The sequence below is a fragment of the Pseudomonas sp. PS01299 genome (genome assembly GCF_029960145.1).
GTDB lineage: Bacteria > Pseudomonadota > Gammaproteobacteria > Pseudomonadales > Pseudomonadaceae > Aquipseudomonas > Aquipseudomonas putida_A.
In genome coordinates this window covers 1-14,893 of sequence record NZ_JASCPO010000055.1, presented here as the reverse complement: position 1 = coordinate 14,893, position 14,893 = coordinate 1, and the positions used below count along the sequence as shown (strand labels likewise).

Below are 14,893 nucleotides of genomic sequence, written 5' to 3'. Positions count from 1 at the left end.
GAATGAGGCTGCGGAGTATGCAGAGGATGCGCGCAGGAATCGAGGCTCTACTTGAGCAGCATGCCCAGCATGACGACGATCAGCAGTGCGATGTACACCCACGCATGCACCCGGTCCGGTATCCGCCCGATCCACGGCGTGGCCATTCGAATCCCGACCAACGAGCCCAGTGTCAGCACCACAAACGCCAGCAAATCCACATACCCGACAAACCACGCGCCCAGATCCGTCGCGCTGAATCCGGCCAGTGCCATGTAGGTCAGCGTCCCGGCCACTGCCACCGGCACGCTCAGCGGATTGGCCATGGACGTGGCCTGGGACATGCTCAGTCCGCAGCGGCGCAGGAGCGGCACAGTCATAACGCTTCCTCCTACGCCGAGAAACGTGGCGATGGCGCCGATGCCTACACCGCCGGCGGATATTTCCTTGCGATCCAAACGGCGTGGAATGACGCCTTCGCTGCGGGTGAGGAAGCCGCGCCTCAATAGGCAGTCGATGATGGTCACGCCGAGGTAGGCAATGAAGGCGTAGCGAATGACCTCGCCGCTGACCCACACCGCGGCGATCGCGCCGATGATCGCGCCGAGGGCGATGAAGCCGCCGAGCGGCCACAGGTATTGGCGGATCAGGTTCCCGGCGCGGCGGTGTTTGTCGGTGGCGATCAAGGCGTTGACGATCATCACGCAGGTCGAGGTGGCGATGGCGATGTGCATGGCCGATTGGCCGATGGGGTTGTCGGCGCCGTGGCTGGCGCTGAGCATGCGATAGAGCAACGGCACGACGACGAAGCCGCCGCCGAAGCCGAACAGGACGGCGGTGACGCCGGTCAGGCAGCCGAAGAGAGTCAGCAGTAGGTAGAACATGGCGCGTCTTCCGGTGGTGGCGAGCGGTCGACGATAGAGCGACGCAGCTTGGCCTGCTTCAGCAACTCAGCCAATAATGTTTGCGTTTACGCCAATCACCGGGACGCCCTCGATGCGCAATATTTCGATCAGTCAGTTGGATGACACGCCGCGCCCGGTGGTGGCGATCGGTACGGATTATTCCCACGGCCATCTGTTGCCATTTCATATGCATCGGCGGGCGCAATTGCTGTACGGCGCGACTGGGGTGATGCAGGTTCGTACTCATGACGGCAACTGGGTAGTGCCGCCGCAACGGGCGGTGTGGATTCCGCCGGGAGTGGCGCATGAGGTGCTGATGCTCGGCGTGAGTACGCGCAGTCTGTACATCGAGCCGGGGGCGGTGGACTTGGGCCAGCGCTGCCAGGTGATCAGCGTTTCGGCGTTGATGCGGCACTTGCTGATGGAGGCTGTGGAGGCACCGCTGACCTATGACCTCGACGGTCGAGACGGTGTGTTGATCGAGCTGTTGCTGCATGAACTGGCGCGGAGTGCGCCCCTGCCCTTGCACATTCCGTTGCCGACTGACGGAAAGCTCCTGGCTTTGTGTCAGACCTTTCTGCATCAACCCAACGCTCATCAGTCGCCGCAACACTGGGCCGAGCAGTTGCACATAAGCTTGCGCACCTTCAACAGACTGTTTCGGCAGCAGACCGGGTTGAGCTTCAGCCAATGGCGGCAACAGGCCTGCGTGGTGCTGGCGCTGGCGCGGCTGGCGGCCGGTGAAGCGGTGACGCGGATCGCCCTGGACTTCGGTTATGAGAGCCCGGCGGCGTTCTCGACGATGTTCCGGCGCATCCTCGGACAGGCACCGTCCGTCTGGTTGGAGGCGGCGAACTAGGGCAAATCAAAAAATGCGTTTGATCCCGGCCGAAAACAACTGTACAAAAACACAGTACATTTTCAATCAGCACTCTTGAGCCCGGAGCACACCATGGCCTCTCTTGCGATGAACCACATCCTCGAACGCATTGCCCTTTTCCAGTTCACCCCGACGCACTGCGTCCAGGCCCGAGCGATGCTGGGCTGGAGCGTGGAACAACTGTCGCGCGAGGCGGAGGTTGCGGTGGATGATATCCAGCGGTTTGAAGCGCAGCAGGACGTGGCGGATGCGACGCGGCTGGCGTTGGCTTATCGGTTTGAGGCACAGGGGTTGGTGTTCTTTCCCGGGTTTGCGCCGGGTCGCAAATTGAATCCCCAGGCCATGCAGCAGAACGTTGCAGAGCGTGGGGATTTTGCTTAGGTGGAATGATTACTTGAACGCAGGGTGCCGCAGCTCGGCCGAGGCTTGTTCATAGCTGTAGGCCATGGCGAACAATTGCGGCTCGCTCCATGCTTTGCCGAAAAAGAACACGGACGTGGGTATACCGTTAGCGCTCATGCCCGATGGCAGGGTTACCGCCGGATAACCAGCCACTGCGGCAGAAAATTGCGAGTAACCATCCGCTTCGGCAACCATTGCGTCGAGGTTGTGTTCGCGCAGTTGCTCGTCAATGGCGTCCTTGAAGTTTTTGCTGATGCTCAAGATCAATCCGCTGGCCTGTTCGTGAGTCATGTCCAGCGCATTCATCGCTTCGAGCGTGGCCTGCCCATAGCCCTCCTTGCCGGGATTGAGCTGATTGAAGTCGATCAGGTCCTGCAACGACTGGATCGGCAGACCGGAACGGCTGACGAGATATTCAGGCAATTCGTATTTCATCGCGCCCATCAGACCGGGTACGAAATTATCGATATCAGGTAAACGAACGGTCACTGGCACGAGCGTCGCACCTTGTTTCTCGAGTGTGATCATTGCCTTCTGAAACTCCACTCCGGGAGTCAGGACCACGCCGCCCGTTCCCTCGTAAGCGGCGGGATAACCGATACGCTTGCCTTGCAGGGCATCGTTTGCCAGCAGCGCTGTGTAGTCGATTCCTGTCGGGGCGATCGATGTCGCGGAGTCTTCCGCATCCGTGCCTTGCAACACGTTGAACATCATCGCCGCGTCACGGACAGTACGTGTCAAAGTGCCTGGGGTGTCTTGCAGACGGGTGATTGGCACCACCCCGGTGCGACTGAACAGACCCAGGGTGGGTTTGACGCCGATTACGCCATTGGCCGATGCCGGGCAAGTGATCGAACCGTTGGTTTCCGTGCCCAAGGAGATCGGCGCGAAACCGGCAGCCACGGCAGCGGCCGATCCAGAACTGGAACCGCAGATTTCCTCGCTCAGTGCATGTGGGTTTTTCCCTTGCCCACCACGTCCGCTCCAACCATGGGGCAAACCCATTTCCCGCACATAAGCCCATTCACTCATGTTGGCTTTACCCAGAATAATCGCGCCGGCATCCCGCAGCTGTTTAACCACAAAAGCATCGTTGGCTGCCGGCTGGCCGACCATGGCCAAGGAGCCGGCGCTGGTTTGCAGGCTGTCGGCGGTATCAAAATTGTCTTTGAGCAGTACCGGAATACCATGCAACGGGCCACGCGACTGTCCCTCGTTACGCTCATTATCCAGCTCGGTAGCTATTTCGATGGCTTGTGAATTCAGTTCGACGATGGCGTGGATAGCAGGGCCTTGCTTGTCCAGCTCGGCAATTCGCTGGTGGAAGTGTTCAACCAGTTCAACAGCAGTGAGCTCATTGTCGGCCATCATTTTGCTGAGTTCACTGACGCTGGCGTAATGAAGATCAGTGGCCGAATGGGCGGTGGCAGCGACACCTGTCGCTGCCAGTGCGACCAATATGGATTTCGTCAGCGTATTCACGCGACGTTTGAAGAAATGCGTCATGTCTATCGTCCTTGTTTAGGCTAATCACGAGTGATTCATTCACTCGCGACCAAGCCTACCGAGGACATAGGAAAGAGCTGTCAGCCAGCTGGACTACCGACAGTAGGAAAAGTCATCCCGACTTGTAGCCGCTACCAGCAATTGGGGCGTTTTCCGACACATCCTGCTCCATATTCAGCCACCACGTGTGCCCCCGCTGCGGCTGCATCAAATTAAACGCCTCGCCCATTCGCGGCGTGGTAATCGAAACACTACGCTCCCAGGCCAGCGCCAGAATCCGGTCAAACGGTTCATGCCAGGCGTGCATTGCCAGGTCGAAGGTGCCGTTGTGGATCGGAAACAGCCAGCGGCCCTTGAGGTCGAGGTGCGCTTGCAGGGTTTCTTCGGGTTGCATGTGCACGTGTGGCCATTCGACGTTGTAGGCGCCGGTTTCCATCAGGGTCAGATCGAACGGGCCGTACTGTTCGCCGATGCGTTTGAAGCCGTCGAAATAGCCGCTGTCGCCACTGAAAAAGATTCGCGTGTCGCCGTCGATCATCACCCACGATGCCCACAGGGTGCTGTTGCTGTCGAACAAGCCGCGTCCGGAGAAGTGCTGCGAGGGAGTGGCAACGAAGCGGATGCCGGCGATTTCGGTGCCCTGCCACCAGTCGTACTGGCGAACTTTACTGGCGTCGATGCCCCATTTGATCAGGGTGTCGCCGACGCCAAGCGGGGTCAGGAAATAGTTGGTTTTGGCTGCCAGTTTCAGCACCGCCTGGTAATCGAGGTGGTCGTAATGGTTGTGCGACAGGATCACCGCTTCGATCGGCGGCAACTGGTCGATGCTGATCGGCGGCTGGTGAAAACGTTTCGGGCCGGCCCATTGCACGGGCGAGGCACGCTCGGCGAAGACCGGGTCAGTGATCCAGAATTTGTCGCGCATTTTCAGCAGCAGGGTCGAGTGGCCGAGGCGGTAAACGCTGTGATTCGGTGCTGCCAGCAGGTCTTCACGGGTCAGCGGTTGCACCGGGATCGCGGCGGCGGGACGGGTATTGCGGGGCTTGTTGAAAATCATGTTCCACATGATCCGCAGCATCTTGCGCCCACCTTCGCGTTGCACCGGCGCATGGTTACGGAACAGCCCTTGATCCTGGCGAGAGGCTTCAGGCGTGGAAGTTTGATCCGCAGAAAAATCTGGATTGGCCATGACTGAGAGACTCCAGAAAAACCGCGCAATTCACGGTTTTTCACGGTGGGACGATAAATGGCCAAGGCACGCACGCATCAGCCGAACTGTCTGTTTTTAGGTTGCGCGGATTAACGCAACATTACACTGGGCGGTGTAGTTTCTAGGTTGCATGAAACGTGATGACAAGTAAACTGCCAAGTGTAATTCCACCCCTTCTCTGCCGAAGCGTACTTATGACAGTTCCACAACGCCTCACCGACCGCAAACGCGAAGCCATCATCCAGGCGGCAATTGCCGAATTCCGTGCCAACGGGTTCGAGGTCACCAGCATGGACAAAATCGCGGCCACCGCCGGGGTGTCGAAGCGCACGGTGTACAACCACTTTCCCAGCAAGGAAGAGCTGTTCGCCGAAATTCTCAACCAACTCTGGGCACGGATTACCGACGAGCAAACCGTGGCCTATCGCGCGGATCAGCCGCTGCGCGAGCAACTGCTGCCCATGTTGCTGGCTAAACTGCAGATGATGGCCGATGACAACTTTCTCGGGCTGGCACGGGTGGCGATTGCCGCCACCATCCATTCCCCGGAGCGCGCGCAGGACATGGTGGCGCGCATGGGCGAGCGCGAAGAAGGCCTGACGGTGTGGATTCGCGCTGCGCTGGCGGATGGTCGGCTGAAAACCGTGAACGCAGAATTCGCCGCGCAGCAGGTGCAAGGGCTGTTGAAGTCGTTCGGTTTCTGGCCGCAGATTTCCATGGGCCTGCCGCCGCTGGATGCAGACACGCAAAAAGCCGTGGCCGAGTCGGCCATGGAGATGTTTCTGGCCAGATACCAGCTCTAAACCGGCCCTCTCCTGCGCCCCGCTACGATTAAATGGCTCGGAAGGACACTGATTATTCCCGTTGGAATAAATGACAATGTCCGACAATTGACCGACGAACGGTCAACCTGAAAAAACACTTCAAAGTATTTCAGGATGAATCTGGCGCAGGACATCATGGAAAATCAACGCGGCAAAGGCTTGTCATTCGCCAGACGCATTTATCTGCCCAGGATCATCGGTCTGGGTGTCGGCTTTTTCAGCGTCGCGGCCGCGCTGTATCCGTTGCACATGCCGAACTGGCTCTGGGCGCTGCTGGTGTTTAACGGTTTTATCTGGCCGCATCTGGCCTACCAGATTTCGACCCGCTCGACCTTCCCCTACCATGCCGAACGCCGCAACCTGTTGTACGACTCGTTGTGCGGGGGCTTCTGGACCGCGTGCTTTCAGTTCAATCCGCTGACCACCGTGACCATCCTGTCGATGATGACCATGAACAATGTCGCCGCCGGTGGACGACGTCTGTTCCTGCTCGGTGCCCTGGCCCAAGTGGCCGGCGTACTGCTGGGCTGTTTACTGTTCGGCTTCAAGTTCAGCCTGACGATGACGCAAATCGAGGTTTGGGCCTGCCTGCCGATGCTGACCTTGTACCCCTTGGCCCTGGGCATGGTCAGTTACCAACTGGCGATCAAACTTGCACAACACAAACGTGCACTCAGAGACCTGAGCCGCACCGACAGCCTCACCGGGCTGCTCAATCACGGCGCCTGGAAGGATCTGCTCCATACGCGTTTCACCCGGTGCCGAGATAACAACACCCAGGACATTCTGGCGCTGATCGACATCGATCATTTCAAGACCATCAACGACAACTATGGGCACATCGTCGGCGACGCCGTGCTGCGCGAGTTGAGCCAGGCACTCAAAGGGCTGCTGGCCGAAGGTGAACGAGCCGGTCGTTATGGCGGCGACGAGTTTTGCCTGATCCTGCCCGACCAGCCGCTCAATAAAGCCGAGGCGCAAATGGAACGATTGCGTCAGGCGATGGATCAATATCGGCACCCGGATGTGCCAGAGCTACGCGTCAGCCTGAGTATCGGTCTGGCCCGGTTTCAGCCGTCGTACAGCGACGCGGTTGCCTGGCTGGATGACGCCGACAAAGCGCTGTACACCGCCAAACACACGGGGCGCAACACCATCAGCGTGGCGCTGAGCAGTCCGGGCTAAGAAGACGCCCGCGCCCTCAGCCTTGAAAAAACTGATTCGCAATTTCTTGTACAACTCAAAGCAGTTTGTATAAGATCGGCTCGTCAGCCTGGATGCTGGCACTTTGCAGTCAATGGCAAATGCTCATCCAGCATTTGCTCTGCCAGCGCGGAAACAGGGACACAAACCTCGTCTTTCCCTACTTCCAGGTACTGCCCCTATGTTTTTCAAACGCCACCAGTCCGAACTCAACGACCTTCAACACACCATCACCGAACAGAACGGCCTGCTTGAAGCGATCAATCGCTCCATGGCGGTGATCGAGTTCGACCTTGAAGGCGTAGTGTTAAAGGCCAATGACAACTTCCTCAAAACCATGGGTTACCGCGCCGAACAGGTGATCGGCCAGCCGCATCGTTTGTTCTGCACCGCGGAGTTTGGCCGCAGCGCGCAATACACCGAACTGTGGTCGCGCCTGAAAAACGGCCAGTTCCAGTCCGGTACCTTCGAGCGGATCAACAGCCAGGGCCAGCCGGTCTGGCTGGAAGCCAACTACAACCCGATCAAGGATGCGTCGGGGCGCGTGGTCAAAGTGGTCAAGTTCGCCATGGACGTGACGACCAAGGTTCAGCAGGAAAGCGAGGCCAATGCCAAGCTGCAGGCGATCGACCGGGCAATGACGGTGATCGAATTCGACCTCAACGGCGGCATTCTCACCGCCAACCAGAATTTTCTGACGCGCATGGGTTACACGCTCGCTGAACTCAAGGGTAAACATCACCGCTTGTTCTGCCGGGCGGAGCTGGTCAACAGCAGCGCCTACGAGGATTTCTGGCGGCGGTTGAATCAGGGTGAGTTGTTCCAAGGCCAGTTCGAACGTGTCGACAAGCGCGGCCAGAGTGTGTGGCTGGAGGCCAACTACAACCCGGTATACGACGCTGCCGGGCGGTTGTGCAAAGTGGTGAAATTCGCCACGGACGTCACCGCCCGCGTCGAGCAGCACGAGCACGATGCGCGCAGCGCCAGCGCTGCTTATCACATCTCGGTGGAAACCCGGAAAGTCGCCGAGCAAGGCACTCAGGTGATCCAGCAGGCGGCCAGTGAGATGCGCGAAATCGCTGACGATATCGCGCAGTCATCAACGCTGATCGCGCAACTTGGCGAACGCTCGGAGCAGATCACGGCGATCGTCAACACCATCCGTGCGATTGCCGACCAGACCAATCTGCTGGCGCTCAACGCGGCGATTGAAGCGGCGCGTGCCGGTGATCAGGGTCGCGGGTTCGCGGTAGTAGCGGACGAAGTGCGGCAACTGGCGGCGCGTACCAGCGGCTCGACGGCGGAGATCTCCAACATGATCAACCTGATCCAGAGCGAAACCCGTCAGGCGATCAAGAGCATGGAAGGCACCCGAGGGCGGGCGGCGCAAGGCGTTGAACTGGCGGATCAGGCCGGCAGCGTGATTCTGCAGATCCGCGATGGCGCCAGTGAAGCGGTGCAGGCGGTGAGCATGTTTGCCAATGAGCGGGCGCCGGGCTGATCGATATGTCGGGCCGTTGGACCGCGTCGCGGCTTTCGCGAGCAAGCTCGCTCCCACAGGTTCTGGGTTGATCACAAGTTAAGTGATCGACTCAATCCCTGTAGGAGCGAGCCTGCTCGCGAAAGGGCCATAAGCCTCGATGCAGGACTATAGTGACCTTCAGTCCCAAGTCCTGCCGAGCCCATCATGACCACAGAAAAAACCGACGTCCCCGCGCCCGCCCCCGTCGACCACTTGCGCTTCCACCGCCCCCACGCCCACCTCAACACCACCTTCGGCAACGACACGTTCGCCTTGCGCGCTGAGGCCTTCGCGCGATTCTTCGGCACGCCGCTGTTCCTCGGTGCGCAAACCGTGATCGTCGCGGTGTGGATCGGCCTCAACGTGTTGGGCGTGACGCAGTTCGACGTCTATCCGTTCATCCTGCTCAACCTGGCGTTCAGCCTGCAAGCCGCCTACGCCGCGCCGTTGATCCTGCTGGCACAAACCCGGCAAGCCGCGCGGGACAAGGCGCAATCGGACGCCGACGCACAACATCGTGAAGCGCTGGCGGTGGCCAACAGTGAGCGCCAGGCGCAGGCCGCGCAGACCACCGCGCAACTGCTCGAACTGCTGGAGCAGAACACCCGCCTCACCGAAATGACCAAGAGCCTGACCGAACGCATCGAAGGCCTGACCCGCGAACTGCATGCGCACATCTGCCAGAACCCGCAACGCTGATCACGGCAACCGCAGCGCCTGCCCCAGTTCATCGAACAGCGTGACCACCGAGCGCAACGCCCGGCAGTCCGGGCGGGTCAGCAGCCACAGCGCGGTGTCGTAGCCGTGCAACGGTTCGCTGAGAGCCTGTAAACCTTCGGTAATGAGAAAGTCCGGCAACGCCGCCACCCCGAGTCCGCCGCGCACCAGTTCAGTCACCGACAGCATGCTGTTGCAGCGATAAGCCGGGGTCACGCCGGGCAACTGCTGACGGCGCCAGGCGACGGTCGGGTGATCCGGCAGAAACTCGTCCGGGGCGATCCAGGTCAGCGCCGCCAGATCCGTCGCATCGACGTTTTGCAGATAACGCGCACTGGCGCAGACCCGGTAGGAAATCTTCGCCAGTTGCCGTCCGACCAGGTGCTCCGGCGGTGTACGCGTCAGGCGCAGGGCGATGTCGGCATCGCGGCGGTTGAGGTTGGCGAAATCGTTGGAGGTGCTCAGCTCGAGAGTCAACGCCGGATAGTTCGGCATGAACTGCGCCAGCGCCGGCAACAGCAGGCCTTGCAGCACCGAGTCGGTGCAGGTCAGGCGCACCGTGCCGCTGACCACTTCGCCGCCCTGCTCGACACCGATCCGCGCCGCTTCCAGTGCCTGCTCGGCGCGTTCGGCTTGCTCGGCCAGAGTCTGCGCGAGGGTGGTTGGCAGGTAACCGGCGCGGCTCTTTTCGAACAATTGCTGACCCAGCGCTGACTCCAGACGACGTACGGCGCGAAACACCGTCGACACGTCTACCCTGAGCAGCTGCGACGCCCGGGCCAGAGAGCCGCCGCGCACCAACGCAAGGATCAGCGCCAGATCCGGGTAATCGAGTCGATAGTGCGTCGCTGCATTGATCACTTGGGGAAACGCCAATATTGAGTGCGTGAACGCCAATCTATAGTGAGCCCCGGTGATCGACAACTGCACACCCTCCCCCAGAGGTTCATCACTCACTCAAATCAAGGAAATCCCATGGACGCCATTTCCATCGCCCTGATCGGCGATCACGATCCGCAAGTCACCGCCCACCAGGCGATCCCCGTTGCCCTCGGCATGATCGCCGAGCAGAGCGGCCGCGATGTGCAATTCGAATGGCTGCCCACCGAGCAGATCCACGCCGACACTGCGCTGGATCACTTTGACGGCTTCTGGTGCGTCCCGGCCAGCCCCTACAAAAGTGAGGCCGGTGCACTCAGGGCCATCCGTTTTGCCCGCGAACAACAGCGCCCTTTCCTCGGCACCTGCGGTGGTTTTCAGCATGCGCTGCTGGAGTTTTCCCGCAATGTGCTGGGCTGGGCCGATGCCGAGCATGGCGAAACATCGCCGGATTCACCGCGAGCCGTGCTCACACCGCTGACCTGTTCGTTGGTGGAGGCGGTGGACAGCATTCATCTGGTCGCCGGTTCGTTGATCGCCAAGGCGTACGAAACGTCCGAAATTCTTGAAGGCTATCGCTGCCGCTTCGGGGTGAATCCGCAGTTCGAACGAGAGTTGTTGACCCATCGGCTACGCGCCGTGGGGCAAGATTCGGCGGGCGACTTGCGCGCAATCGAATTGACTGACCATGTGTTTTTTGTCGCCACGCTGTTCCAGCCGGAACGTGCCGCGGTCAAGGGCCTGGTTCCGCCACTGGTGCGGGCGTTTGTCGAAGCGTGTACGGAGCGACGTCCATGAAGCCGAACGAGCCTTGCTTCGCGGTGATTTTCACCTCGACCCGCACCGAGGGTGACAACGGTTATGCGGCGGCGTCGGAACGGATGATGGAACTGGTCAGCCAGCAACCGGGGTTTCTCGGCATTGATTCGATTCGTGGGGAAGACGGGGTCGGGATCACCATTTCCTACTGGCAGAGCGAAGCGGCGATTCTGGCCTGGCGCGAGCATCCCGAGCACCGGGTGATCCAGGCGCGCGGCCGGGCGCAGTGGTATTCGAAGTTTCAGACCCGGGTGTGTCGGGTGGAGCGCGAGTATCGATTTGGGCAGTGACTTTGACGGCGCGCTGACTGGCCTCTTCGCGAGCAAGCTCGCTCCCACAGGTACCGCGTTTGGGCTTTGAATTGGGTGGTGTTCTCACCGACCTCATCGCTGGCAAGCCAGCTCCCACAGGTACAGCGTGATCTTCAGAACAACTCAAAACCTGTGGGAGCGTGGCTTGCCCGCGAAGAGGCCAGTACCGTCAATACAAAAACTTCAACCCTGCACCAGACTGCGCACCGCCACAATCTCCGGCACCTCAACCTTGCTCATGTACACCCGCAACGGCTCACTGATGTTGATCCGGTCATCGATGTTCTGGTCCAGCAACAACTGAATCAGCTCTCGCTTCAAGGTCATGGTCGTCTCAGAGGCCGGCGCCCAGACGAATTCATTCACAGGAATGATGCCGTCATCGGCGACGTCCATGCCGAACGAATCTTCGCTGAAACGCACGATGTACTGGCCGGTCTTGCGGTTGAGACCGACGAAACCTTTGAGGTCATCGGCGGCCTGACAGATGAGTTGGGAAGTGATGCGCATGGTAAACCTCACGAAAAATCATCGATGGTTTACACGCAGGGCAACGAAATCGGCGCGCCCTCTGCCGGGGCGTCTGCCGAGGGCAAGCGTACTGCAAACCGCGCCACAAAAGTGCAGGAAAAATCGCTTTTAATACGTTTATGTCGGTCTGGCGATAGCACCCAATCGATTCAGTTGTTAAAAGGTACGTCTTTGAAAATGCCCTGCGAAAGGAACTCGAACATGCCCGCCACTTTCACCAAAAGCGCCCTCATGCTGAGCCTGATGCTCGGTCTCGGCCAGGCCCACGCCGCCCAGACTGACGTCAACGCGCTTGCCGCCGCCCATGGCATCCCGCATCCAGCCGTGATCGCTCACCGTGGCGCGTCCTTTGATGCACCGGAGTCCACCGCCGCCTCCTACAAACTGGCCCGCGACCTCGGTGCCGACTACCTGGAAATGGATTTGCAGCGCAGCAAGGACGGCGTGCTGTTCGCCCTGCACGACAACAACCTGCAACGCACCACCGACGTCGCGACCAAATTCCCGGAGCGTAAAGACAGCCCGGCCACCGCCTTCACCATGGCCGAACTGAAAACCCTCGACGCCGGCAGCTGGTACAACAAGGCTTACCCGGATCGCGCGCGTCCGTCCTACGCCGGGCTGAAAATCCTCACCCTCGATGAAATCATCGACATCGCCCAGGCCAACCCGAAACACAAGCCGGGTCTTTACATTGAAACCAAGGAGCCGCAGCTGTTTCCGGGCATCGAGCATGACCTCAAAGAGAAGCTGCAAGATCGCGGCTGGCTGAGCCCGGCCGGTTCGAAACTGGCGAAAAGCGAGTTGGCCGTCGGCCAGGGCAAAGGCAAGGTGATCCTGCAGACTTTCGAGAAGAACAGCCTCGAACTGCTGCAAAAGGAAATGCCGCAAGTGCCGAAAATCCTGCTGCTGTGGGTCGGCGAAGGCAGCATCGAGCCGAAATCGAAGGTGACCTTTGCCGAGTCCGGCGAGAAGGACAAGAACGTGTTCTACGGCAAGCAGGAGCCGAAATCCGAAGCCGAATTCAAGCAATGGGTGGATTTCGCCAAGGCTCACGGCGCCATCGGCACCGGCCCTTCGGCCAAGCTGACCAAGGGCGGCGACCAGAGCTATTCGGATCTGGTGCAACCGTGGATGAACCAGTACACCCACGATCAGGGCATGCTGGTGCACGTCTACACCGTCGATGAGCCGGTGGATTTCGAGAAAGTCATGGCGGCCGGCGTTGATGGCATCTTCACCAACCGCGCCAGCGAACTGTTGAAGTTCTACAAGCGCCCGGCCAGTGCCAGTGTTGATCAGGTGTTGAAGAACAACGGGTTCTGATCAGCAGACCGGGTTGTCCGCATCGCGAGCAGGCTCACTCCTACAAGAGCGCTGCACGCGATGTGGGGTTTTAAGGGTGAGTTAAGTTGCGGTGGTTAACCTGAGCCCACTTCAACGAACAACCCAAGGAATGACCCGATGAAAACTTTGACTGCCCTGTTTACCGCCGCAGCCCTGACCCTGACTGCTGGCCTGGCCCAAGCCGATGTGCGTGTCGACCAGATCCCTGAGTTGGTCAAATCCGGCAAGATCAAGTCGCTGGAGTCGATGAACGCCGAAGCGCTGAAACTGCACCCGGGTGCGACCATCACCGACACCGATCTGGATAACCACTTCAACGGTTACGAGTACGAAGTCGAGCTGAAAACCGCCGACGGCAAAGAGTTCGACGTCGATTTCGATGCCACCACCGGCAAAGTGCTGAGCAACAAGCAAGACACCTGATACACCGCCAAAGCAAAGCCGCACGATCAGCGATCGTGCGGCTTTTTTGCGTCCGTTGCCCGGCGAATCACGCGGATGCAGCCTGAAGGGATGCCAAAACCGCCATCAGACCGCTAGTATGGCGAGCATCAGATAAACGATTGCAGCCGAGAGCGATGGGCATGGGGCAGACAGCGGCAGCAGACATCGCGACAATCGGACGGATCAGCGCGGTTCCGGCGATCCTTCAGGTGATCCGCGAACTGACCGGCCTGCGCTTTGCCGCCGTAGCGCGGGTTACCGAAGATTCGTGGACAGCCTGCGCCGTCCTCGATCAGCTGGATTTCGGCCTGCAGGTTGGTGGCGAGCTGGATGTGGTCACCACGCTGTGCCACGAAATCCGTGCTGCGCACACCTCGGTGGTGATCGACAAGGCCAGCGAAGACCCGCTCTACCGCGATCATCACACCCCGCGCCTGTACAAATTCGAGAGCTATATCTCGGTGCCGGTGTTCCGCACTGACGGACGGTTTTTCGGCACCATCTGCGCCCTCGATCCGAACCCGGCACAACTCAAGTCGAGCAGCATCCAGAGCACCATGGAGTCGTTCGCACGGATGCTCGCGTTGCAGATCGAAGCCGAGGAAAACGCGCAGCGCACCGAAACCGCGTTGTTGCAGGAGCGCGAAACCGCCGAGTTGCGCGAACAGTTCATCGCCGTTCTCGGCCACGACTTGCGCAACCCGTTGTTCGCCATCAGCGCTGGCGCCGAAATGCTTCTGCGCAAGCATCCGGATCCGGCCATCGAGGTGCGGTTACGCAATATCCTTGGCAGTGCGCAAAGGGCGACGCGGTTGGTGGATGACGTGCTCGACTTTGCACGCGGACGGTTGGGCAAAGGCATTCCGGTGGATATCCAGCCCTGCGCGGATTTGACCGAAGCCGTGCAACAAGTGGTGACGGAGATTCGCAACGTGCATCCGCAGCGCACGATTCGTGCGTCCATCGGCGACTTGCAGGGCTTGCCCTGTGACCGCGCGAGAATTGCTCAACTGCTGTCGAACCTGTTGGCCAATGCCGTGGCCCATGGCGACCCGGAGGGCGACATTGAGGTCATCGCGCAGCTCGAGCACGGCGCGTTAATGCTGGCGGTAAAGAATCAGGGGCATATTCCCGAGGCGATCCTGCCGCACCTGTTCCAGCCTTACTCGCGCCCGACCGGCAGCGCGCCCCAGGCCGGGCTCGGTCTGGGGCTGTATATCGCCAGCCAGATCGCCCAGTCCCATGGCGGGCATTTGCATGTGGCGTCCACCGCACAGAGCGGCACGCTGTTCACCTTCAGCCTGCCCACAATCTGAGACACACCACAAATCCCCTGTGGGAGCGGGCTTGCTCGCGAAGGCGTCGTATCAGTCGACATTTTCGGTGACTGCTACACCGCATTCGCGAGCAAGCC

The 14,893-nt window shown here is 59.9% G+C and carries 16 protein-coding genes; 11 read left to right on the top strand and 5 right to left on the bottom strand.

All coding sequences use genetic code 11. The features are described 5' to 3' along the window. Positions 1 to 47 precede the first annotated feature (47 nt). The gene (locus QMX91_RS12470) at positions 48 to 863 is read right to left on the bottom strand and encodes a sulfite exporter TauE/SafE family protein (protein WP_282412782.1); all 816 of its coding nucleotides are present in this window, start codon (positions 861 to 863) and stop codon (positions 48 to 50) included. A 112-nt stretch (positions 864 to 975) separates the two neighbouring features. Here QMX91_RS12470 and QMX91_RS12465 point away from each other — a divergent pair, with 112 nt between their 5' ends. Both QMX91_RS12465 and QMX91_RS12460 read left to right on the top strand, forming a co-directional pair. Beyond that, a complete protein-coding gene (locus tag QMX91_RS12465; RefSeq protein ID WP_282412781.1) occupies positions 976 to 1,743 on the top strand; it encodes a helix-turn-helix transcriptional regulator in 768 nt (255 codons plus the stop codon). A 93-nt stretch (positions 1,744 to 1,836) separates the two neighbouring features. Further along, positions 1,837 to 2,145, top strand: coding sequence for a hypothetical protein (locus tag QMX91_RS12460; protein ID WP_027612618.1), 309 nt, complete (start codon positions 1,837 to 1,839; stop codon positions 2,143 to 2,145). A 9-nt stretch (positions 2,146 to 2,154) separates the two neighbouring features. On the opposite strand, the gene QMX91_RS12455 is transcribed toward QMX91_RS12460, so the two are convergent. Further along, complete coding sequence (locus tag QMX91_RS12455) at positions 2,155 to 3,672, bottom strand: amidase family protein (RefSeq protein ID WP_282412780.1); 1,518 nt, start codon at positions 3,670 to 3,672, stop codon at positions 2,155 to 2,157. A gap of 112 nt (positions 3,673 to 3,784) precedes the next feature. Then, positions 3,785 to 4,861, bottom strand: coding sequence for an MBL fold metallo-hydrolase (locus tag QMX91_RS12450; protein WP_282412779.1), 1,077 nt, complete (start codon positions 4,859 to 4,861; stop codon positions 3,785 to 3,787). A gap of 215 nt (positions 4,862 to 5,076) precedes the next feature. Here QMX91_RS12450 and QMX91_RS12445 point away from each other — a divergent pair, with 215 nt between their 5' ends. The 4 genes from QMX91_RS12445 (at position 5,077) to QMX91_RS12430 (ending at position 9,130) form a co-directional block, all read left to right on the top strand. Further along, positions 5,077 to 5,685 carry a TetR/AcrR family transcriptional regulator gene (locus QMX91_RS12445; RefSeq protein WP_282412778.1) on the top strand — a complete coding sequence of 203 codons (609 nt, stop codon included), beginning with the start codon at positions 5,077 to 5,079 and terminating at the stop codon, positions 5,683 to 5,685. 156 nt (positions 5,686 to 5,841) lie between these two features. Continuing rightward, on the top strand, positions 5,842 to 6,891 hold the full coding sequence (locus QMX91_RS12440) for a diguanylate cyclase (protein WP_135296947.1): 1,050 nt from the start codon (positions 5,842 to 5,844) through the stop codon (positions 6,889 to 6,891). Between the two features lie 199 nt (positions 6,892 to 7,090). Then, on the top strand, positions 7,091 to 8,410 hold the full coding sequence (locus QMX91_RS12435) for a PAS domain-containing methyl-accepting chemotaxis protein (RefSeq protein WP_282412777.1): 1,320 nt from the start codon (positions 7,091 to 7,093) through the stop codon (positions 8,408 to 8,410). Positions 8,411 to 8,596: 186 nt separating this feature from the next. Next, on the top strand, positions 8,597 to 9,130 hold the full coding sequence (locus QMX91_RS12430) for a DUF1003 domain-containing protein (RefSeq protein ID WP_282412776.1): 534 nt from the start codon (positions 8,597 to 8,599) through the stop codon (positions 9,128 to 9,130). Here the strand turns inward: QMX91_RS12430 and QMX91_RS12425 are convergent, their stop codons facing one another. Beyond that, the gene (locus QMX91_RS12425; protein WP_282412790.1) at positions 9,131 to 10,072 is read right to left on the bottom strand and encodes a LysR family transcriptional regulator; all 942 of its coding nucleotides are present in this window, start codon (positions 10,070 to 10,072) and stop codon (positions 9,131 to 9,133) included. Between the two features lie 51 nt (positions 10,073 to 10,123). On the opposite strand from QMX91_RS12425, the gene QMX91_RS12420 reads away from it, so the two are divergent. Together QMX91_RS12420 and QMX91_RS12415 are read left to right on the top strand one after the other, a co-directional pair. Beyond that, positions 10,124 to 10,825 carry a CTP synthase gene (locus QMX91_RS12420; protein WP_282412775.1) on the top strand — a complete coding sequence of 234 codons (702 nt, stop codon included), beginning with the start codon at positions 10,124 to 10,126 and terminating at the stop codon, positions 10,823 to 10,825. Further along, entirely contained in the window at positions 10,822 to 11,136 is a 315-nt protein-coding gene (locus QMX91_RS12415; RefSeq protein WP_027612609.1) for an antibiotic biosynthesis monooxygenase, read from the top strand. The genes QMX91_RS12420 and QMX91_RS12415 overlap by 4 nt, the downstream gene beginning before the upstream one ends. Positions 11,137 to 11,340: 204 nt before the next feature. Here QMX91_RS12415 and QMX91_RS12410 read toward each other — a convergent pair whose 3' ends face one another. After that, positions 11,341 to 11,667 (bottom strand): DUF2025 family protein, encoded by a 327-nt coding sequence (locus QMX91_RS12410; RefSeq protein WP_223008262.1) that lies wholly within the window; start codon positions 11,665 to 11,667, stop codon positions 11,341 to 11,343. A 222-nt stretch (positions 11,668 to 11,889) separates the two neighbouring features. Here QMX91_RS12410 and QMX91_RS12405 point away from each other — a divergent pair, with 222 nt between their 5' ends. The 3 genes from QMX91_RS12405 (at position 11,890) to QMX91_RS12395 (ending at position 14,795) form a co-directional block, all read left to right on the top strand. Further along, complete coding sequence (locus QMX91_RS12405; protein ID WP_282412774.1) at positions 11,890 to 13,014, top strand: glycerophosphodiester phosphodiesterase; 1,125 nt, start codon at positions 11,890 to 11,892, stop codon at positions 13,012 to 13,014. A gap of 138 nt (positions 13,015 to 13,152) precedes the next feature. Then, a complete protein-coding gene (locus QMX91_RS12400) occupies positions 13,153 to 13,458 on the top strand; it encodes a PepSY domain-containing protein (protein ID WP_007917758.1) in 306 nt (101 codons plus the stop codon). Between the two features lie 161 nt (positions 13,459 to 13,619). Then, positions 13,620 to 14,795, top strand: coding sequence for a GAF domain-containing sensor histidine kinase (locus QMX91_RS12395; protein ID WP_282412773.1), 1,176 nt, complete (start codon positions 13,620 to 13,622; stop codon positions 14,793 to 14,795). The last annotated feature ends 98 nt before the right edge of the window (positions 14,796 to 14,893 follow it).